At 73.5% G+C, this 19,342-nt stretch carries 17 protein-coding genes; all 17 read right to left on the reverse strand.

Annotated features, from left to right (window positions below; translation table 11 throughout):
• Positions 1-35 precede the first annotated feature (35 nt).
• Positions 36-614: a TerD family protein gene (locus tag Val02_RS22325; RefSeq protein ID WP_203901090.1), complete on the reverse strand. Its 579-nt coding sequence runs from the start codon at positions 612-614 to the stop codon at positions 36-38.
• 44 nt (positions 615-658) lie between these two features.
• Positions 659-2,398, reverse strand: a complete 1,740-nt coding sequence (locus Val02_RS22330) for a TerD family protein (RefSeq protein WP_275415599.1) — start codon at positions 2,396-2,398, stop codon at positions 659-661.
• A 104-nt stretch (positions 2,399-2,502) separates the two neighbouring features.
• Complete coding sequence (locus tag Val02_RS22335) at positions 2,503-3,318, reverse strand: HAD family hydrolase (protein ID WP_203901092.1); 816 nt, start codon at positions 3,316-3,318, stop codon at positions 2,503-2,505.
• A 5-nt stretch (positions 3,319-3,323) separates the two neighbouring features.
• Complete coding sequence (locus tag Val02_RS22340; protein ID WP_203901093.1) at positions 3,324-4,496, reverse strand: cysteine protease StiP family protein; 1,173 nt, start codon at positions 4,494-4,496, stop codon at positions 3,324-3,326.
• A complete protein-coding gene (locus Val02_RS22345; protein WP_203901094.1) occupies positions 4,493-5,821 on the reverse strand; it encodes a phosphoribosyltransferase family protein in 1,329 nt (442 codons plus the stop codon). Before Val02_RS22345 ends, Val02_RS22340 begins: the two co-directional genes overlap by 4 nt.
• A 52-nt stretch (positions 5,822-5,873) precedes the next feature.
• Complete coding sequence (locus Val02_RS22350) at positions 5,874-7,055, reverse strand: HpcH/HpaI aldolase/citrate lyase family protein (RefSeq protein ID WP_203901095.1); 1,182 nt, start codon at positions 7,053-7,055, stop codon at positions 5,874-5,876.
• Positions 7,056-7,255: 200 nt separating this feature from the next.
• On the reverse strand, positions 7,256-8,470 hold the full coding sequence (locus Val02_RS22355; RefSeq protein ID WP_203901096.1) for a DUF475 domain-containing protein: 1,215 nt from the start codon (positions 8,468-8,470) through the stop codon (positions 7,256-7,258).
• Positions 8,471-8,590: 120 nt separating this feature from the next.
• On the reverse strand, positions 8,591-9,166 hold the full coding sequence (locus tag Val02_RS22360; RefSeq protein WP_203901097.1) for a TerD family protein: 576 nt from the start codon (positions 9,164-9,166) through the stop codon (positions 8,591-8,593).
• 144 nt (positions 9,167-9,310) lie between these two features.
• The gene (locus Val02_RS22365; protein WP_203901098.1) at positions 9,311-10,189 is read right to left on the reverse strand and encodes a sirohydrochlorin chelatase; all 879 of its coding nucleotides are present in this window, start codon (positions 10,187-10,189) and stop codon (positions 9,311-9,313) included.
• Positions 10,186-10,794 carry a precorrin-8X methylmutase gene (locus tag Val02_RS22370; RefSeq protein ID WP_203901099.1) on the reverse strand — a complete coding sequence of 203 codons (609 nt, stop codon included), beginning with the start codon at positions 10,792-10,794 and terminating at the stop codon, positions 10,186-10,188. The genes Val02_RS22365 and Val02_RS22370 overlap by 4 nt, the downstream gene beginning before the upstream one ends.
• A complete protein-coding gene (cobJ, locus tag Val02_RS22375; protein ID WP_203901100.1) occupies positions 10,782-12,470 on the reverse strand; it encodes a precorrin-3B C(17)-methyltransferase in 1,689 nt (562 codons plus the stop codon). Before cobJ ends, Val02_RS22370 begins: the two co-directional genes overlap by 13 nt.
• The gene (gene cbiE, locus Val02_RS22380; RefSeq protein WP_239153244.1) at positions 12,467-13,702 is read right to left on the reverse strand and encodes a precorrin-6y C5,15-methyltransferase (decarboxylating) subunit CbiE; all 1,236 of its coding nucleotides are present in this window, start codon (positions 13,700-13,702) and stop codon (positions 12,467-12,469) included. The genes cobJ and cbiE overlap by 4 nt, the downstream gene beginning before the upstream one ends.
• On the reverse strand, positions 13,695-14,495 hold the full coding sequence (gene cobM, locus Val02_RS22385; protein ID WP_203901101.1) for a precorrin-4 C(11)-methyltransferase: 801 nt from the start codon (positions 14,493-14,495) through the stop codon (positions 13,695-13,697). Before cobM ends, cbiE begins: the two co-directional genes overlap by 8 nt.
• Positions 14,492-15,211, reverse strand: a complete 720-nt coding sequence (gene cobI / locus Val02_RS22390) for a precorrin-2 C(20)-methyltransferase (RefSeq protein WP_203901102.1) — start codon at positions 15,209-15,211, stop codon at positions 14,492-14,494. Before cobI ends, cobM begins: the two co-directional genes overlap by 4 nt.
• Positions 15,202-16,677 (reverse strand): cobyrinic acid a,c-diamide synthase CobB, encoded by a 1,476-nt coding sequence (locus Val02_RS22395; RefSeq protein ID WP_203901103.1) that lies wholly within the window; start codon positions 16,675-16,677, stop codon positions 15,202-15,204. Before Val02_RS22395 ends, cobI begins: the two co-directional genes overlap by 10 nt.
• Entirely contained in the window at positions 16,671-17,273 is a 603-nt protein-coding gene (gene cobO / locus Val02_RS22400) for a cob(I)yrinic acid a,c-diamide adenosyltransferase (protein ID WP_203901104.1), read from the reverse strand. Before cobO ends, Val02_RS22395 begins: the two co-directional genes overlap by 7 nt.
• Positions 17,273-19,342: a magnesium chelatase subunit D family protein gene (locus Val02_RS22405; RefSeq protein ID WP_203901105.1), complete on the reverse strand. Its 2,070-nt coding sequence runs from the start codon at positions 19,340-19,342 to the stop codon at positions 17,273-17,275. The genes cobO and Val02_RS22405 overlap by 1 nt, the downstream gene beginning before the upstream one ends.

Genomic DNA, 19,342 nt, shown 5'->3' on the forward strand with positions numbered 1-19,342 from the left:
CCTTCGGCGGACGGGGGATGTGCGGGAGAACTGGATCAGGCGGTGATCAGGCGCTGCAGGGTCGGCACGAGGTCCAGGGCGGTGCGGCCCTGGGCGGCCTCGCCGATGGCCTGCATGCCCCAGCCGGCGCCGTGACGCACCAGCTTGGCCATCACCATCGCCTGGGCGGGGTATCCGCCGGACAGCGTGTAGCGCGCGAGTTCCTGCCCGTTCGTCTCGTCGACGAGGCGGCAGAACGCGTTTTCGATCTGCTCGAAGGTGTGCCCCTCGTACGAGGTGACGGTGAGGAAGATCGTGTTGATGTGCGCCGGCACGCGCGGCAGGTCGACCATGATCGACTCATCGTCGCCGTCACCGTGCCCGGTGCGGTTGTCACCGGTGTGCGTGACGGAACCGTCGTTGCTGCGCAGGTGGTTGAAGAACGCCACGTCCACCGGCTGCTGGTCGGCGAACATCACCGCGGAGGCGTCGAGGTCGACCTCAAGCTCGCGGCTGCCGAAGAGGCCCCGCTTCTTGACCGGGTCCCAGCCGAGCCCCATGCGCACCAGCGATAACGCGGAGCCGTCCTGCTTCTGCAGTGAGACACCCTGCCCCTTGGACAGCGAAACGGACATTACGTGCACTCCTTAATCGGTTCTTGTGGTGCTCGGTAATCGGCTCAGTAGGTCAACCGGACGAGGTGCGGGACGAGATCCAACGCGGTCCGCCCCTGGGCGCCCTCGCCGATGGCCTGCATCTTCCAGGCCGCGCCGTCCCGGTAGACCTTAGCCATGACCATCGCCGTGTAGGGGGCACCGCCGGAAAGGGTGTACCGGGCCAACTCCCCGCGCGTGGTCTCGTCGACCAGCCGGCAGAACGCGTTCTCGATCTGCTGGAAGGTGTGCCCCTCGTACGAGGTGACGACGAAGAAGACCGTGGTGACGTGTGCGGGCACGCGCGGCAGCTCGACCATGATCGACTCGTCGTCGCCGTCGCCGGCACCCGTCCGGTTGTCCCCGGTGTGCACGACCGAACCGTCGTTGCTGCGCAGGTGGTTGAAGAACGCGATGTCCACCGGCTGGTGGTCGGCGAACATGACCGCCGACGCGTCGAGGTCCACCTCGATCTCCCGGCTGCCGAAGAGGCCCCGCTTCTTGATCGGGTCCCAGCCGAGGCCCATGCGCACGAGCGTGAGCTGGGTGCCGTCCTGCTTCTGCAGCGAGATCCGCTGGCCCTTCTGCAGGCTGACCGGGCGGCCCGGGGTGACGTTCTCCGGCGCGGCGGGCTGCTGCGGCTGCGGCGGGGCCCCCGGGGCCTGCGGCGGCACTCCGGGCGCCTGCGGCGGCGGGAACTGCCCGGGCGCGGCCGGCGGGAACTGCCCCGTCGTGGGCGCCGACGGGAACTGTCCGGTGGTCGGCGCCTGCGGCGGCACCCCGGGTGCCTGCGGCGGCGGGAAGCCCTGCGGCGGCGGGTACTGCCCGGGCGCGGCCGGCGGCGCCGCCGGGAACTGCCCGGTGGTCGGCGCCTGGGGCGGCTGCGGCGGCGGGAACTGCCCCGGGGCCGTCGGGATCGGCCCGGTCGGCGGCGCCTGCGGCGGATAGCCGGGTGCCTGCGGCGGTCCCGAGACGGGTCCGGTCGGCGGCGCCGGCGGATACCCCGGGGCCTGCGGCGGCCCGGAGACGGGTCCGGACGGCGGGCCCGAGGCGACCGTCGGCATCGGCGCGGTCGGCGGGTACTGCGGCGCCGCGGGCGGTGCGGCAGGAGGCGCCGCGGGGGGTGCGGCGGGAGGTGCCGCGGGGGGTGCGGCGGGAGGTGCGGACTGCACCGGCGGGGTCGGCGGCGACACGTGCACCGGCTGGGCGGGCGGCACCGGGGGAGCGGCGGGAGCGCTCTGCTGCGCCGCCGGACCCGGGTCGTCGACCGTCACGCCGTGATCCGTGACGAGGTCGGCGAGCCCCCCGGCGTACCCCTGCCCCACGGCCCGCAGCTTCCACTGCCCGGCCCGCCGGTACGCCTCGACGGCCACCACGATGCTCTCCGTGTCGAGGCCGGTCATGGCGAAGCTCGCCAGCTGGGTGCCCGACGCGTCGCTGACCTTGGCGGTCGGCGGCGCCGCCAACCGCCCGAACCGGGCGTTGTCGCCCTCCAGGCTCGTGACGACGCGGACCTTCTCGATGTCGGCGGGCACCTGCGCGAGGTCGATGTCCACCCGCCACGGCTGCCCCGCCGCCGGCTGGCGGCAGAAGACACCCGGGCCGTTGGGCTGGTTGAAGAAGATGAAGTCGGCGTCGCTGCGCACCTTGCCGCTCGCCGTGACAAGGAGGGCGGAGAGGTCGGCGGGGTGCGCCACCTCGACGGTTACCGTGACGTTTCCCGTGGTCAAAGGCATGTTCTGACCCTTGACGAGCGTCGTGCTCAAGTGTTGCCCTCACTTCCCCAGGCGGTCGGCCGCGGCACCGGGTCCCTCGGCGGCGTGACCGACGGATGCAGGGATGCAGCCTAGGCGAAACGCGCAACCCCGGGTTACTTGTGGTCCGCCAGGCGGGACCCGTTGACCTGCCCGTTGTACCAGGCCAGGATCTCGTCCCCGGCGGCGGCTCCGCGTCCGGCGGTGGTGTGGCAGTGGGGTACCCGGAAGCCGGTCGCGTGCAGCTCGCCGTGGGCCGGCCGGATGGCGGCGTCGGCCGCCTCGAGCATCCGCGCGTCGAGCAGGGAGTCGCCACCTGCGACGATCCGGTCGGCACCGAGCCGGCGGGCGACCTCGGCGACCGCCGGCGCCTTGTCCAGCGCGTCGGGCAGCAGGTACAGCTTGCGGCCCTGGAGCGAGGCGCGCCAGCCGCGTTCCCGGCACCAGTCGGCCACGAAACCTGCGAATTCTGTCAGCCAGTCCTCCCGCACCTCGACCGAGAGGTACAGGAAGAACTCCTCGACCGCCCGCAGGGCCGCGAAGCCACGTCCGTCGCGCCAGGCGGCCGCCTGCGCCCACACCTGCGCGAAGGGGGCGCCACCGGCCGTCAGCGCCGCCCGGACGGTGCGGTCCCAGTCGGGGTCGGACTCGCCGTCGACCAGGATCCGGCCGCCGTTGCAGACGACGGCGAGCGGGGGCCGCGGGCCGGGCAGGCGCAGGCGCGTGTACTGCGGCACCGAGCGGGTGGTCACCGGCACGACCGCCGCGTCCTCGGCGAGCGCGGTCCAGCCAGCGACGGCCGACCCCGTCATGTAGGCGTATATCCGGTCGCCGTCGATGTCGACCGGGTGGAGCGTCGCGAGGTCGGGCCGGTCGTCGCCCATCGCGCGTTCGGAGAAGATGACCGTGCCGTCCATGTCGGTTGCTACCACTGTCCTCATTGGACGGTCACGACCCGCTTCCCGTCGGCGCCGGTCGCCCCGGCGGTGTACTTCGGATGGATCAGGCCCACGCACGAGTAGGGCAGGTCCGGCACCGCTTCGACCTCGACCCCGCGCTGCTCGGCGAGCAGCAGGACGTGGCGCAGTTCGGCCTCGGCGCCGGGGCGCACGAGCACCCGCCACGGCACCCTGCGCAGGAGCACCCGGGTCGTCTCGCCGACCCCCGGTTTCACGAGGTTGACGTCCTCGATGCCGTACCGACCGGCCAGGTCCGCCGTCACCTTCTGTCCGCGCCAGTCGGGAGAACGGTCTGAGCTCTCCAACCGCCGCCGTTGCGCCGCGACCCGTTCGTGTGCGGCGTCGAAGCGCGCCGTGATGACGTCCAGGAAATGGTTGGAGACGTCGACGCCGGCCAGTTCGCGGTAGAACTTCGCGCCGTGGAAGTCGTCCGGCCCGATGTACGCGTCGTTGAGCACGGTGCGCGAGACGAGCCCCGAGACGGTGGAGTTGAGGCAGGCGGACGGGATGAGGAAGTCGTCGCGCGTGCCGTAGAGCGTGACGCAGCCGCCCGGATCGGCGAGCACGGCCAACTCGGGATCGAACCGCAGTCCGTCCATTGTGGACACCTCGTCGAGCGCCGCACGCAGTTCCCGCGTAATGGCGCCCTTGCCGGTCCACCCGTCGACGAACGCGATGTCGGCGGAGTCGTACCGCTCGGCGAGCCAGCGCAGCGCGACCCGGTCGATGCCCTTGCCGCGCACGATCGAGGCGGTGTAGTGCGGCAGCTCCAGCCCGTGCGCGAACCGCGCCCACCGGCGCATGAGGATCCCGACCGGCGTGCCGGCGCGGGCCAGCGACACCAGCACCGGCGGCCGCTCCCGCGCGGCGAGGAGCAGCTCGGTGACGACGCCCACGGCCGTGGCGACCCGGTCGGCCGACTCGTCGAGGGCGGCCGCGAAGAGCGCCTGGTACTGCGGCGACGGCTGGTACTCGATCGGCAGCGACTCCGCGTAGTGCGCGGCCTTCGCCTGGATGGCCGCCTCCCGCTGCTCCACGGGCGCCTCCAACGACACGTCGGAGAGGTCCTTGAGCAGCCACCCCACTTCGTCGGCCGAGTATGACGAGAACCGCGGCCCGAACAGGGGCTGCGGGGTTTCCCGCGCGCTCATGCGCGACCCGCCAGGACCGGGGCCGGCTGGAAGTCCGGGACGACGGCCACGGTGAGGTCGGCGCACTCGGTGCGCAACGCCGACACGAGCCCGTCCTCGGCCCACAGCGCCGGCGTCTCGGCCGTGCCGTCCACGACGAGCACGATCGCGTCGAAGCCGGCGCCGGCCACGTTGTAGGCGAAGCGCGGGCCGCCCGTCCCGTCGTGCGACGGGAACTCCAGCCGGGTGCGGATGGCGTAGCCCGGCTCGTCCACGGCGAGCACCGGCGAACGGGTCGTCGAGGAGAACCGCACCGGACCCCGCCGCACGGCCAGTTCGGTGGCGAGCGCCAGCGGCGTGTACATCAGCTCCTCCGTCCCGAGCACCAGCACGCTGCCCCGTTCGGGCAGGGCGGCGAGCACCTCGCCGGCGAACACGCCCACCGTGGCCCGCAGATCGGCCCGGTCGGCGGCGTCGAACCCGTGCCGCCCGCCCTCGGGCAGGTCACCGGGCCAGGTGGCGACGAGGCGGCGAACGTGCGCCGGCCCGCCCGCCGCGCCGGGTGCCGCCGGTTGGGTGTCCAGCCGCGCGATGAGTTCGGCGGCGCGTTCGAGAACGTCCTCAGGGTGCTCCACGACCCCCGCGGCCAACGCCACCACGTCGATGCGGGCACCGAGCCGGGCGGCCGCGGCGTCCACCTTCGCGCGGTGCTCGGGCGTGCGCAGGTCGAGCAGCGTCGCCACCACGTAGTGCTCGCGGGGCCGCAGGCGGTGCAGCGCCTCGATGGTGGCGACGGCGGTGCGGCCGGTGGTGAGTTCGTCGTCGACGAGCACCACCGGGGCGTCCTCGTGCAGCCACCTCGGATCGGCCGGCAGCAGCAGGTGTTCGGTCGCGTGGCTGTGCGCCTCGTCGAACGTTCCGGCGGCCGCGACGCCCTCGACGCTGCGGCGGGTGGAGTGCAGGTACCGCGCCCCGGCGAACGCGTCCGCGACGGCGTGCCCGAGCGCCGTGGCGGTCTCCGCGTAGCCGATGACGAGCGGCGCCCGGCGCAGCACCGCACAGTCCTCGGGGGCGAACGCCAGCCCGGCCAGCGCCGCCGCGTTGCCCCGCAGGGCGTCGGCGAGCGGGCCGAGCGGGCGGGGCCGGCCGGCGGCGCCGAGCACCTGCGCGGCGCGTTCACCGAGCAGGCGGGCGGCCGCGTACGACAGCCGCGGGTCGACCGGCAGGTGCTTGCCGAGCACGCGCGACACGACGAGGTGCGCGCGGCGCGGGTTGCGCCGGACGGCGAGCCCGGCCAGGTCGGACAGGCGCACCGGGTGGTGCCCCGGCGGGTCCTGCAATCGCACGTCGAGCCGCTCCCCGACCCACCCCGTCAAACTCAAGACCTACCCCCCGCGCTCACGCCACCAACTCCCGGCCCACGCAGGCGTCGAGGAAGTCCACGAACGTCACCCCTTCCGCCGCCGCGCCGAACATCTCGGCCCGCAGCAGTGTCAGCCTCGCCCACTCCAGGTGCGGGCGGACCTCGTTCATCTTGTTCTGGTAGGCGCTGCGCAGGACCCCGCCGCCCTCGACGTCGTCCAGGATGGCGGCCGCGTCGCTGTACTCCTCGTGGCTGACCACCATGAGCGCGTGCACCGCGGCGGCGTGGCTCGGATGGATGATCGTCTTGCCGGTGAGGCCGTTGGCCTTGTCGAGCAGGATCTCCCGGATCAGTCCGTCCATCGACTTGCGCAGCAGCTTGCCGCGCAGCCGCTGCCCCTCCTCGTCGTGCTCCGCGAACGGGCTCTCCCGCAGCAGCGGCTTGAGGACCCGTTCGCCGCCGGTGAAGTACTCCCAGACCGGCCCGGAGATGACGTAGCCGCTGCCGTCCCGGCGGGCCAGCAGGTTGACGATCTCGGTGAGCGTCTGCGCGATGAGACCCAGGTCCCAGGCGGTGAGCTCGGCGGGGCGGCGCAGCCCGTACCAGCCGCACAGGTCCGTGACGCCGACCCGCAGCGAGAGGACCCGCTCTCGGTACCGGTCGAGCAGGTGCCGGATCTCGACGAGCGTGCCGAGGCGGGTCTCGGCGTGCGCCACCTCGGGGCTCTCCAGCACCGGCAGCGCGTACAGCGGCAGTCCGGTCGCCGCGGCGATCTCGTGCACGGCGACGAGCCCGGCCCGCCCGGTGTCGTCCGGCCGGAACTTCGGCAGCACGAATCCGCTGACCACGCGCAGCGCGTCGCCGAGGCGTTCGGCCATGCGGTAGATCTGGTCCGGACGGCGCACGCGGATGAAGAAGAGCGGACCGTCGGACTCGGTGAGCGCGAACCGGCGGACCTGGTCGGCCAGGTTGACCTCCGCCGCGTCGACCTCGTCGTCGCGGATGGAGTCCTCGAGACAGCCGACGAGGCTCATGAGCCCTTCGCGGTGGCAGCGCGCGATGTCCTCGGCGAGCCGCGGCCGCGTGGCGGGCGAGTACAGGGTGGCGCCGAGTGCGACGGCGAGCCGCGCCGGGTCGCTGTCGCGGTGAAACTCCGTCGGAGACCGGTGGAACAGGCCGGCCGCCTGCTCGTCGGTGAGTTGCTGGAAATGGCGCATCGCTGGGCCTCCCCCTATCCGGGTACGACTGCGGCGGCCGCCGTGGGAGTGAACCCGAACAGCGACCGCCGCGAGGCGTGTTCAGATGAGCGCAATCCTCGCTGGTGAACAGGAGGATGTCAGCAGGACAGCGGTTAAGTCCGCATGACATCCGTGGGTCCGGTGTGTCAAAGCGCACCGTACCCGTTTGTTCACACGCGTTACACCTTGGCGAGTTCCTTCTCGTCCTCGTCGTTGGCGTTGTCCGAGTCGGCGTCGAGCTCGCCGGCCGCGACCTTCTTGTTACGCCGCACCGAGCTCCACACGGACAGGGCGATGAACGCCACACCGATGAGGCCGGTGAACCACTCGGGGATGTGGAACTCGATGGTCAGGACCAGGATGACGGCCAGCACACCGATGGCCCAGTGCGCGCCGTGCTCCAGGTAGACGTACGAGTCGAGCGTCCCGCGGTTGACCAGGAAGACGGTGAGCGACCGCACGTACATCGCACCGACACCGAGGCCGATCGCGATGACGATCGGGTCGAGCGTGATGGCGAACGCGCCAACGACGCCGTCGAAGCTGAACGACGCGTCGAGCACCTCGAGGTAGAGGAAGAGGAAGAACGCCGCCCGTCCCGTGACGACCACCAGCTTGCCGGCCGCGCGCCCGGGGCTCATGTTGCCCTTCTCCACCTCCTTGGCGTCGGCGACGACCGCTTCGGCGTCCGAGTCGACCTCGTCGTCCTCGTCCTCCTCGTCCACGTCGAACAGCTCACTGAGGCCGTTGACGAGCAGGTACGTGAGCAGGCCCAGCACGCCGGCGAGCAGCACCCGGCTGCGCTCCTCGTCGGGGGCCAGGAACTCCCCGGCGGCCGCGATGACGGCCAGCGCGATCACCACGGAGAGCTGGTCCAGCTTGCCGATCTTCGCGAGCGGCTTCTCGATCCAGCGCAGCCAGACGAAGTCGTGATCCTCGAAGACGAAGTCGAGGAAGATCATGAGAAGGAAGATGCCGCCGAACGCCGCGATCGTCGGGTGCGCCTCGACCAGCAGGCGGGCGAACTCGTCCTGGGAGTCGGGGTTGACGGCCAGCTCCACCGCTTCCCAGGGAGAGATTCCGGCACTGGCGCTGACCAGCAGGAACGGGAAGACCAGGCGCATGCCGAAGACGGCGATGAGAACGCCGACGGTCAAGAAGATCGTCTGCCAGAACTTGGACATCCGGCGGAGGATCGTCGCGTTGATCACTGCGTTGTCGAACGAGAACGAGATCTCGAGGATCGTCAGGATCGCGACCAGGAACAGAGCGGTCAGACCGGCCGAAACGAAGGTGGTGCCCGGGTCGCGGGTGGCCCCGCCGTACCAGAAGCCACCGGCGAGCCCGGCGGCCGTCACCACGAACGACCAGAAGAAAGTGCGCAATATGGACAAGAGGGCCTTCCCTTACAGGTCCGGTTGTCCTGACGCAGGCAACCGCCGGGACAAGGCCCGGCGGTTGCGCCGCGGGCCGGGTGCTTACCCCGGCCCGCAGCGATACCCCGTCAGAAAACCCTAAACGTTGACACCGTAGTCGAGAGCGATTCCGCGCAGGCCAGAGGCGTATCCCTGGCCGATCGCGCGGAACTTCCATTCACCGCTGTGCTTGTACAGCTCGCCGAAGACCATGGCGGTCTCGGTGGACGCGTCCTCGGTGAGGTCGTACCGGGCCAACTCGTTGTTGTCGGCGGAGTTGACCACGCGGATGAAGGCGTTCTGGACCTGCCCGAAGCTCTGCGAACGGGTCTCGGCGTCGTAGATCGACACGGTGAAGACGACCTTGTCGGCCTCCGGCGGAAGACCGGCGAGGTTGACCTTGACCTGCTCGTCGTCGCCCTCGCCGGAACCGGTGAGGTTGTCACCCTGGTGCTCGACCGCCCCGTCGGGCGACCGCAGGTTGTTGAAGAAGACGAAGTGCGAATCCGAGATGACCTTGCCGGTCGCGTTGCAGATGATCGCGCTGGCGTCCAGGTCGAAGTCGGCGCCGGTGGTGGTCCGGACGTCCCAGCCGAGGCCGACCGTGACCGCCGTCAGGTTCGGTGCCGCTTTGGTGAGGCTGACGTTGCCACCCTTGCTGAGGCTGACTCCCACGAACTTCCTCCATTGTCGCAAGTAACCGGCGGGAGCGATCCCGCGATGGATCTCGGCACGCGGGCAGCGTGATCCGCCACTGCGCGACGCCTCCGTGCAGTCTGCCAGGTCGGTGCCAAGCCGGTGGCCCCGGTCACCTGCGCGTTAGTGGTGGTGATAGTGGTGGTGACCGCCGTGGCTCGAATCGTCGGGATGGTGGTGCGGGACCTGTGCGGCACCCACCCGGTGCTCGTGTCCGGGGAGCGCGATCCGGTACAGGCACGTGTCGCAGTTCATCCGGATATCGCCGGTGAGCGCCTCGCGATAGCGCTCGATGACGACGTCCGCGAGCTCGTCGCAGTCGCCGAGGACGTCGGCCGTCACCACGGGCACCGCGGGGTGCTCGGCAGCCCAGGCCGCCGCCTGGCTCGCCACCCGCACCGGCAGGATTCCGGTGAACAGGAAATACGGCAGCACGACGACCCGTTCGGCGCCGAGGCGGGCACAGCGATCCAGGCCGGCCGCCACCGCCGGCGGCGCCAGCGAGACGAACGCGTACTCCACGCCGGCCACGTCCGTGGTCTCCGCGAGCAGCCGCGCCACCTTGGCGACCTCGGCGTTGGCGTCCGGGTCCGAGGAGCCGCGGCCGACCAGCAGCACGGTCGTGGCCGCGTCGGCGCCGGCCTCGGCGAGGCGTTCCCGCAGCAGCGCCAGCACGCTCGGGTGCGGGCCGATCGGCCGGCCGTAGGCGATGCGCAGGCCCGGGTGGCGTTCCTGCTCGCGGGCGAGGGCCGCCGGGATGTCGCCCTTGGCGTGCCCGGCCGCCACCAGCATCAGCGGCACCGTGCCGAGCCGGGTGGCGCCGGCGTCCACCAGGGCCGACACCGCGTCGCGGATCGGCGGGGCGGACAGCTCGATGAATCCCCCCGCCACCGGGGTGTCGTCGGCGGCCAGGCGCTTGGCGACGCGTTCGGCGAAGAGGCGGAACTGCGCCGCACCCGCCTCGTCGGCGCTGCCGTGCCCGGCGATGAGTAGACCGATCATGTGGATGGATCTCCGTCTTCGAGGGGGTTTCCGTACAGCAGGGCGTTGACCGCGGCCGCGGCCACCGCGGCGCCGCCCTTCGCGCTGCGGTTGGAGAGCTGGGGCAGGCCCGAGGCGCGCAGGGCCGCCTTGGACTCCGCCGCTCCGACGAATCCCACGGGGAGCCCGACGACCAGGGCCGGGCGCACCGCGCCGGTCGCGCAGAGCCGGAGCAGTTCGTACAGGGCCGTCGGGGCGTTGCCGATCACCCAGACCGCGCCGTCCGCGGCCTCCTCCGCGGCCCTCCGGATGCCCGCCGCGCTTCGGGTGAGCCCGTCCGTCGCGCTCTCCGGCAGTCGGCAGATGCTGTCGAACGTCGTGATGCCGGCCCGCACCATCGCCACGTCCACGACGAGCGGCCGCCTCGCGACGAGTGCCGCCCGGCCGGCGCTGAGGTGCTCCTCCGTGGTGACCAGGTCGCCCACCCACTCGGGGTCGGCGGTGGTGTGGACGATGCGTTCGGCGACGTCGCGGGTCAGCGGCGGCAGGTGCGTGGTGTCCACGCTCGCCCGCAGGATGCGGTACGACTCGGCCTCGATGGGGTGCACCGTTCTCACGCGAGCCATCGGTACTCCCGGGGCGTGACCATCCGTCCGCCGGTGAGGGTGGTGCGCGACGAACCGACGATGACGACGCTCAGCATGTCCACCGCGTCCTCGTCGAGGTCGGCGAGCGTCGTGAGGGTGACCCGTTCGCCCGGGCGGGTGGCGTCGCGCACGATGCCCACCGGGGTGTCCTTCGGCCGGTGTCCGCGCAGCACGTCCAGCGCCGTGCCGAACTGCGTGCGCCGCTTCAGGCTGCGCGGGTTGTACAGGCAGACGACGAGGTCGGCGACGGCGCACGCGCGCACCCGTTCCTCGATCACCGGCCACGGCGTGTGCAGGTCCGACAGGGAGAGATAGGCGTGGTCGTGGCCGAGCGGCGCACCCAGCCGCGCGGCGGCGGCGACCGCGGCCGTGATCCCGGGAACGGCCTCGACGTCCACGTCGTCGCCGGCCAGTTGCAGGGCCGGCGAGGCCATCGCGTAGATCCCCGCGTCGCCGGAGCCGATCAGCGCGACCGCGTGCCCCGCGGTGGCCAGCGCGACGGCGGTGGCGGCGCGTTCCTCCTCGGCGCCGAGGCCGCTCTCCTCGACCCGGGTGCCCGGGGGGAGCAGGTGGCGGATCTGGTCGACGTACTGGTCCAGCCCGACGACCACACTGGCCCGGCGCAGCGCCCGCTCGGCCCGCGGCGCCCGCAGGTCCTCCGCACCCGGCCCGAGCCCGACGAGCGTCAGCCGCCCCCGCGGAACGACCCGCGCGACGGCCACCGTGCTCATCGTTCCCACGAGCTTCTGGACCACCAGGTCGCTCCGACGCCCGGCCACTCCCGCGGCCCGCAGCGCGGCGGCCTCGGCCACGCTCGGCGTCCCCACCGCGTCGCGGACCACCTCGGAGGGATTCGGTACGTCCACAGTGGACAGCTCCGCCGCCGTGAACGTCACGACCGGCCAGCCCCGCGCTTGAGCGACGGCGCGGATGCCGGGCTCGTCGGCCTTGATGTCGGCGGTGGCGATCGCGCGCACGGACTCGGGCGCGAGGCCCTCCAGGGCGGCGTCGATCAGCGCGGAGATCTCCTCGGCGGGCGCCCCCCGGCTGGCCCCGACGCCCACGACCAGCGACGGCGGCCGGTACACGAGATCCCCGACGGCGTCGCGCCGATCCGACACGACAAGCGTGACGACACCGGTCGACGTCGGAGCCGGGAGGGGTGGGACGGGCCAGGTGGCGTCGGACCGGACGCGGATCTCCGCGCCGGACAGGACCGCCGTCGTCGCCCGGGCCACCCGCTCCGGGGTCGCCAGGTGGAAGCCGAGGTCGGCGCCGAAGCCGTCGAGCGGCGTGATGCCGACCGCGTCCGTGGCCGTCGTGACGACCGGCGTCGCGCCCAGCACCCGCGCGACCGACTCGGCGAGGGCGTTCGCGCCGCCGTCGTGGCCGCCGCAGAGCGCGACCGCGAACCGGCCGGCCTCGTCGACGCAGACCACCCCGGGGTCGGTGTGCTTGTCGGCGAGCAGCGGCGCGATGAGGCGTACGGTCGCGCCGGTGGCGAGGAAGCAGACGACGGCGTCGGCGTTCGGCCAGGCGGCCGCGAGCTGGTCGGCGGCCGGTCCACTGTGGACGGTGGTGCGGTCGGGCCAGGCGGCGGCGAGGCGTTGTGCCAGGCCCCGCCCGCCGGGTGTCACCGCGACGAGCGCGATCATGAGAGAACTCCCCACAGGACGGTCACCGGGTTGACGGCCGCCAGGCGGTGCGTGCCGTCGGGCAGCGGCGAGAGGCGGTTCGCCTGCAGCTGTGTGCCTTCCGCGGCGTACCCCGCCGCCGTCATGGCCGCGAGCGCCGGCCCGACCCGTTCGACGGCCGCGAACGCCGCCACCAGCCGCGCGGGCCGCCGGGCCGCGCACGCCGCGAGCACGTCCAGCCCGCCGCCGCCGACGAAGACGGCATCGGGGTCGGGCAGCCGTTCGAGGCAGGCGGGTGCGGTATCGATCACCACGTCGACCTCGACCCCGTACACGGCCGCGTTGTGCACGATCGGGCTGTACGCGTCGGCGTCCCGGTCGACCGCCACGGCCGCGGCGCCGAAGCGCGCGCACTCGACCGCGACGGAGCCGCTGCCCGCCCCGACGTCCCACACGAGGTCGCCGGTGCGGGGTCCGAGCCGCGCCAGCACGAGGGCCCGGATCTCGGCCTTCGTGATCATGGAGTCCCGGTGCTCGAACGCACTCTCCGGCAGCGCCCACCGATCGGGGGCCGCCGGCGCACCGGCAAGCCAGCCGGCCTCCGACACGATCGGGACCCGTTCGTAGAAGGCGGCACCGGCGCGGGCGGTGTTGTCGAGCCTCGGCGGGAGGGCGAGGACGACCGTCGGAGCGGGCCAGTCCGCCGCGTCGGGGTACTCGCCGACGCGTTCGTCCGGGTGGCCCAGGCGGGAGGCCACCACCAGGCGTCTGCCCGGCAGCGCGGCCGCCAGTTCGTCGGGGCCGGCGCCCGGGCCGGTCAGGACAGCCACCGTCGAGTGGGCCCTGCAGGCGTTGACCGCGCGGCGCAGGGCGCGTTCGCCGGTGGTGCCGTGGGCCGAGACGACCACCGCGTCGTCCCAGGGGAGACCGAGCCGGGCGAACGCCAGCGCCACCGAGGAGATCGCCGGTTCGACCACGCAGGGCAGCGCCGCCCGGCGGATCGCCCGCAGGATGCCGAAGAACCCCGGGTCGCCGCTGGCCAGCACCACCGTGCGCCCCGGGTGCGCACGGATCCGGGTGAGGGCGGACTCGACGTTGCCGAGCGGAAGAAGTTCGGCCGACGCGGGGATGCCGTTCACTGTGGACAGGTGGCGGGTGCCGCCGACGACCAGCGTCGCCCCGGCGAGGAACGCGCCCGCCCGAGCCGAGAGGGCGCCGCCGTCGACGCCGAGCACCGCTACCGGTTCACGCACCGGATGCTCGCAGGCGGGCCCGCGCGGCCGGTTCGGCCCGGCGGAACCCGTGGAAGTGGCCGGGGTGGTACAGATGACTGCGCGTGCCGCCGGCGTCGAGGGCCGGCCCGACCAGGAAGAGCGTGTGCTTCCACAGCTTGTGCGCCTTGACGGTCTCCTCCAGCGTGGCGATCGTGGCGCGCACCAGCAGCTCGTCCGGCCAGGTGACGCGGTACCCGATGAGCACGGGCGTCTCCGGCGGGTAGCCGCCGGCGAGGAGTTCGGTCGCCAGTTGCTTCGTGCGCGCCGCCGACAGGAACACCGCCATCGTCGTGCCGTGCCGGGCGAACTCCGCGATGGACTCCCGCTCCGGCATGGGCGTCTTGCCGCCCTCGAGCCGGGTCAGGATCACCGACTGGGCGACCTCGGGCACCGTCAGTTCCCGCAGACCGGCGGCGGCGACCGCCGAGAACGCCGACACGCCCGGGATCACCTCGACCGCCAATCCCATCTCGGCGCACGCGTCGAGCTGCTCCTGCAGTGCGCCCCACAGGCCGGGGTCGCCGGAGTGCAGCCGCACGACATGCAGTCCCTCGGCGGCGGCCCGCCGGTAGATGTCCACAGTGGACTCCAGCGGGATCGTGGAGGAGTCGACGATCTCGGCACCCGGCGCGGCGTAGCGCAGCACGTCCTCGTGCACCAGGCTGGCGGCCCACACCACCACGTCGGCGGCGCGGATCGCCTCGGCCCCGCGCACGGTGATGAGATCCGCGGCCCCCGGCCCCGCCCCGACAAAAGTGACCCGGCCCGTCATATCTTTCCCCCTCGGGACGTGCGCACCGCAGGAACGAACACAGTGGACAGATACGGTGCGGCACCGTCCACATCGGACAGCCGGTCGACCCGCTCGTCCGGCAACCCCAGATGCGTGCCCAGAACGGCTTCCCGCCCGGCCTCCTTGACCGCCTCGGCCACCTCGGACAGGTGCCGGCCGGCCTTGTACACCACCACGGAACCGTCGTTCGCCAGCGCCTCCCGCAGTGGCGCCACGCCCCCACGCGCGAGCGGCAGCAGCGTGAGCGGTTCGGTCCCCTCGGACAGCGGAACATTCGCCGCCGCGGCCAGCGCCTGCATCGCCGTGACGCCCGGCACCGTCTCGATGACGGCCTCCGGCAGGAGCGCGTGCACGGTCTGCGAGAGGTACGTGAAGGTGGAGTAGACGTTCGGGTCGCCGATCGTGGCGAACGCCGCCGTCCCGCCGGCCGCGCGCAGCCACTCGACGATGCGGGCGCCGGCGGCGTCCCAGTGGCGTTCGCGGCGGGCCGCGTCCGTGCGTTCGTTGAGCGCGAAGACGAGGCGCTCGATGCGGTCGTGACCCGCGTGCGCGCGCACCGTCGCCTCGGCCCGGCCGGTGTCGGTGCCGTCCAGCACCGGCACGAACACCCGGTCCGCCTCGCTGAGCACCCGGACGGCCTTGACGGTGACCAGTTCGGGGTCGCCGGGGCCCATGCCCACGCCGATCAGACGCATGCCGTCGTCCTCCCCGCGGCGCGGACCAGGTTGCCCGCGATCCCGGGATGGCCGGCCCAGTGCAGGTGCAGGTAGGAGGCGTGCACCCCGTCCCGCACGAAGCCCTGCGGCTCCCCGCCGGCCCACCGCCACGCCGGCCCGCCGTCCGGCGGCGCCGGCCGATGTCCGGTGGTGGGTGCCGGGAGCGGTCCGCCGGCCATTGGCTTTGCCGGCCGATGTCCGGTGGGCGTGCCGGTGGTGGGTGCCGGGAGCGGTCCGCCGGCCATTGGCGTCACGATCGTCCGGTGGAACTCGTGCCCGGTCACGCGGGTGCCGGCCCCGCCCAGCCACGACGGGGTGAGCGCGACGGCGTCCCGGTAGCCGAGGGTGAGGCGTTCGCTCATGACGGCCGACGCGTCGAGAACGCCGCACATCGGGGCGCCGTCCAGGGTGCGGCACAGCCAGAGGAGGCCGGCGCACTCGGCGGCGATCGGGGCGCCGCGGGCGGCCAGGTCGGCGACCGCCCTGTGCAGCGCGGTGTTGCGGGACAGCTCCGGGGCGTAGACCTCGGGGAAGCCGCCGCCGATCACGAGACCGGCCGTGCCGGTGGGGAGCGACTCGTCGTGCAGCGGGTCGAAGGGGACGACCTCCGCGCCGGCGGCGGCGAGCAGCTCGGTCGTCTCCGCGTAGCCGAACGAGAACGCCGCCCCGCCGGCCACGGCGACGACCGGCCGCGCCCCGCCCGCGGCCGCGGAACGCACCGCGTCCTCCGCCGACCAGGCCGAAGCGGCGAGCGGTCCCGCCGACCGTGCCACCGCCAGCACCGCCTCCAGATCCACCGACTCGCGCACCAGCGCCGCGAGCGCGTCCACGGAGGCCGCCGCGGCGGCGTGCCGTTCGACGACCGGGACGAGGCCGAGGTGCCGCGACGGGGCCGACACCGCGTCGCTGCGGTACAGGGTCCCGAGCACCGGCGTGCCCACCTCGTCCAGCGCCTCCCGCAGCAGGTCGGCGTGCCGGAACGAGCCCACCCGGTTGAGGATCACGCCGGCGATGCGCACCTCCGGCTCGAACGTCCGGAACCCGTGCACCAGCGCGGCGACCGAACGCCCCTGCGCGGCGGCGTCCACCACCAGCACCACCGGCGCGTCGAGCAGCCGGGCGACGTGCGCCGTCGAGCCGAACGACCCGGCCCCGGTGCGCCCGTCGTACAGCCCCATGACCCCCTCGACGATCGCCAGCGAGGCACCGGCGGCGCCGTGTGCGAACAGCGGCGCGATCAGCGCTTCGCCCACGAGCACCGGGTCGAGGTTGCGCCCGGGCCGGCCGGCGGCCAGCGCGTGGTAGCCGGGGTCGATGTAGTCCGGCCCGACCTTGAAGCCGGCCACGGAGACGCCCCGCGCCGCGAACGCCGCGAGCAGCCCCGTGGCGACCGTCGTCTTGCCGTGCCCGGAGGCGGGTGCGGCGACGACCAGCCGCGCTACCACTCGATGCCCCGCTGCCCCTTGCGGCCGGCGTCCATCGGATGCTTGATCTTCGTCATCTCGGTCACCAGGTCGGCGGCGTCGACCAGGGCCGGCGCGGCGTACCGGCCGGTGATGACGACGTGCTGGGTGGGTGGGCGTTCGCGCAGGGTGTTCACCACGTCCTCGACGTCGATCCAGCCCCAGTGCATCGGATACGTGAACTCGTCCAGCACGTAGAACTGATAGGCCGAGGACGCCAGGTCGCGCTTGATCTGCGCCCAGCCCTCGGCGGCCTCGGCCGCGTGGTCGCGTTCGTCGCCGGGGCGGGCCAGCCAGGACCAGCCCTCGCCCATCTTGTGCCAGGTGACCGCGCCGCCCTTGCCGCTCTCGCCGAGCGTGCGCAGGGCCGACTCCTCGCCGACCTTCCACTTGGGACTCTTCACGAACTGGAACACCGCGATCGACCAGCCGACGCTCCACGCGCGCAGCGCCATCCCGAACGCCGCCGTCGACTTGCCCTTGCCGGTGCCGGTGTGCACGGCGAGGACCTGTTGGGTGCGGCGCTGGCGGGTGGTGAGCCCGTCGTCGGGAACGTGTTCCGGCTTGCCCTGTGGCATCAGGCCGCCCTTCCGATCCGGGTGTCACGAAGCAGTTCCGCCGAAAGCTCCGATACGGGCAGGTGCTCGGCGTCCAGGGTGACGGCCAGGCGGGCGGCGAGGCCGAGTCGCACCGGCCCGGACTCGCAGTCGACCACGACGGTGGCCGTCCCGCGCAGGATCGGGGCGACCGTGGCCGGGTCGGCTCCCATGGTGTGCCGGCCGTCGGTGACGAGCACGACGAGGGCCCGCCGGTGCGGGTCGCGCAGCCCGTGGGTGCGCACGGTGCGGGCGGTCAGCAGCAGCGCGTCGGCGAGCGGGGTGCGGCCGCCGGTGCGCAGGTCGCGGGTGCGCACCGCGGCGATCTCGTGGCTGGTGGTGGGCGGGAGGACGAGTTCGGCCCCGGTACCCCGGAACGTGATCAGCCCGACCTTGTCCCGCCGCTGGTAGGCGTCGCGCAGGAGGCTCAGGACGGCGCCCTTGACGGCCCGCATCCGCCGGCTGGCGGCCATCGAGCCGGAGGCGTCGACGACGAAGAGCACGAGGTTTGCTTCGCGTCCCTTGTGGACGGACTCGCGCAGGTCGTCGGCGAGCGGGCGCCGTCGCCCGGAGGCGGCCGCGCTGGTCAGGGTGGCCGGCAGGTGCACGCTGGTCACCCGCCCGCGCGGCGTCCGCGCCCCGACGACCCGCCCACTACGGGTCCAGGCCGCGGAGCGCCGCCCGGCCCGAGCTCCCGTCCCGGTCCCCGGCACCGCCAGCAGTTTTGTCTTGAACGTCTTCTCGTCCGGCCGTTGCAGTGATTCGCCGATGCCGGACGGCCGCCGCTCGTCCCGCCCGTCGGGACCGCCGTCCCGAGGCGTGGCATTCGCTGGTGCGGGGTCGGATGCGGCGGCCGGCTCCTCGTCGGGCGCCTGGGCGGTCGGCTGGGGTGCGTCCCGGTCCGGCCCGCTGTCGTCGGCCCGGCTGTCGGCCGCTGCGTGATCGGCGGCGGCGCGGTCGTCGTCCGGGGTGTCGGCGTCGGTGTCGCGCCGTCCGGGCGGCGGGTCGTCGTCGGGTCCGTCCGGCCCGTGTTCCGCCTCGACGGCCGCGCGCGCCTCCTCCATCGCCTTGTCGAGCTGCCCCTCGTCCAGCCCCGGCGCGTCGAACGGGTCGCGCCGCCGCCGGTGCGGCAGGGCCAGCCGCGCCGCGTCCCGCACGTCCGCCTCGATGACCCGGGGCCGCCCGTGCCACGCGGCGAGCGCGACGGCCGTTCGGGCCACGACGATGTCGGCGCGCAGCCCGTCGACGTCGAACGCGGCACACACCGTCGCGATGCGGGTCAGCTCGGCGTCGGGCAGCAGTACCCCGGGGAGGCGTTCGCGGGCGGCGGCGATGTGCCCGGCGAGGGCGGCCTCGTCGGTGTCCCACCGGCCGGCGAACTCCTCCGGGGCGGCCTCGTACGCCAGGCGCCGGCGCACCACCTCGGCCCGCGCGGACGGCTGCCGCGGCGCCGCCACGTCGACGGTCAGCCCGAACCGGTCCAGCAGCTGCGGCCGCAGTTCGCCCTCTTCGGGGTTCATGGTGCCGACGAGCAGGAACCGGGCGGCGTGGCGCACCGACACCCCGTCCCGTTCGACATAGGAACGCCCCATCGCGGCGGCGTCCAGCAGAAGATCGACCAGGTGGTCGGGGAGCAGGTTCACCTCGTCGACGTAGAGCACCCCGCGGTGGGCCGCGGCGAGCAGCCCGGGCTCGTAGGCCCTGACCCCCTCGGTGAGGGCCCGCTGCAGGTCGAGCGCGCCGACGACCCGGTCCTCGGTGGCGCCCACGGGCAGCTCCACGAGCCGGGCCGCAGCGGTGGCGGCGGGTGCCCCGGGGTCGTGCGGCCCGTCCGGGCACACGGCGTCCGGGGCGGCGGGATCACACCCGAACCGGCACCCCACGACGGTCGTCACCGGCGGCAGCAGCGCGGCGAGCGCCCGCACCATGGTCGACTTGGCGGTGCCCTTCTCGCCCCGGACCAGCACACCGCCGATCCCGGGGGAGACGGCGTTGAGCAGCAGAGCGAGCCGCAGGTCGTCGAGTCCGACGATCGCGGAGAACGGAAACAC

The organism is Virgisporangium aliadipatigenens (genome assembly GCF_016863615.1).
Classification (GTDB): Bacteria; Actinomycetota; Actinomycetes; order Mycobacteriales; family Micromonosporaceae; genus Virgisporangium; species Virgisporangium aliadipatigenens.

What these genes read in the sequence shown, in the direction of transcription:
- Val02_RS22325 (WP_203901090.1), bottom strand. Translation starts at nt 614, where the DNA reads ATGTCCGTTTCGCTGTCCAAGGGGCAGGGTGTCTCACTGCAGAAGCAG.
- Val02_RS22340 (WP_203901093.1), bottom strand. Translation starts at nt 4,496, where the DNA reads ATGAGCGCGCGGGAAACCCCGCAGCCCCTGTTCGGGCCGCGGTTCTCG.
- Val02_RS22350 (WP_203901095.1), bottom strand. Translation starts at nt 7,055, where the DNA reads ATGCGCCATTTCCAGCAACTCACCGACGAGCAGGCGGCCGGCCTGTTC.
- Val02_RS22365 (WP_203901098.1), bottom strand. Translation starts at nt 10,189, where the DNA reads ATGATCGGTCTACTCATCGCCGGGCACGGCAGCGCCGACGAGGCGGGT.
- Val02_RS22370 (WP_203901099.1), bottom strand. Translation starts at nt 10,794, where the DNA reads ATGGCTCGCGTGAGAACGGTGCACCCCATCGAGGCCGAGTCGTACCGC.
- cobJ (WP_203901100.1), bottom strand. Translation starts at nt 12,470, where the DNA reads ATGATCGCGCTCGTCGCGGTGACACCCGGCGGGCGGGGCCTGGCACAA.
- cobM (WP_203901101.1), bottom strand. Translation starts at nt 14,495, where the DNA reads ATGACGGGCCGGGTCACTTTTGTCGGGGCGGGGCCGGGGGCCGCGGAT.
- cobI (WP_203901102.1), bottom strand. Translation starts at nt 15,211, where the DNA reads ATGCGTCTGATCGGCGTGGGCATGGGCCCCGGCGACCCCGAACTGGTC.
- cobO (WP_203901104.1), bottom strand. Translation starts at nt 17,273, where the DNA reads ATGCCACAGGGCAAGCCGGAACACGTTCCCGACGACGGGCTCACCACC.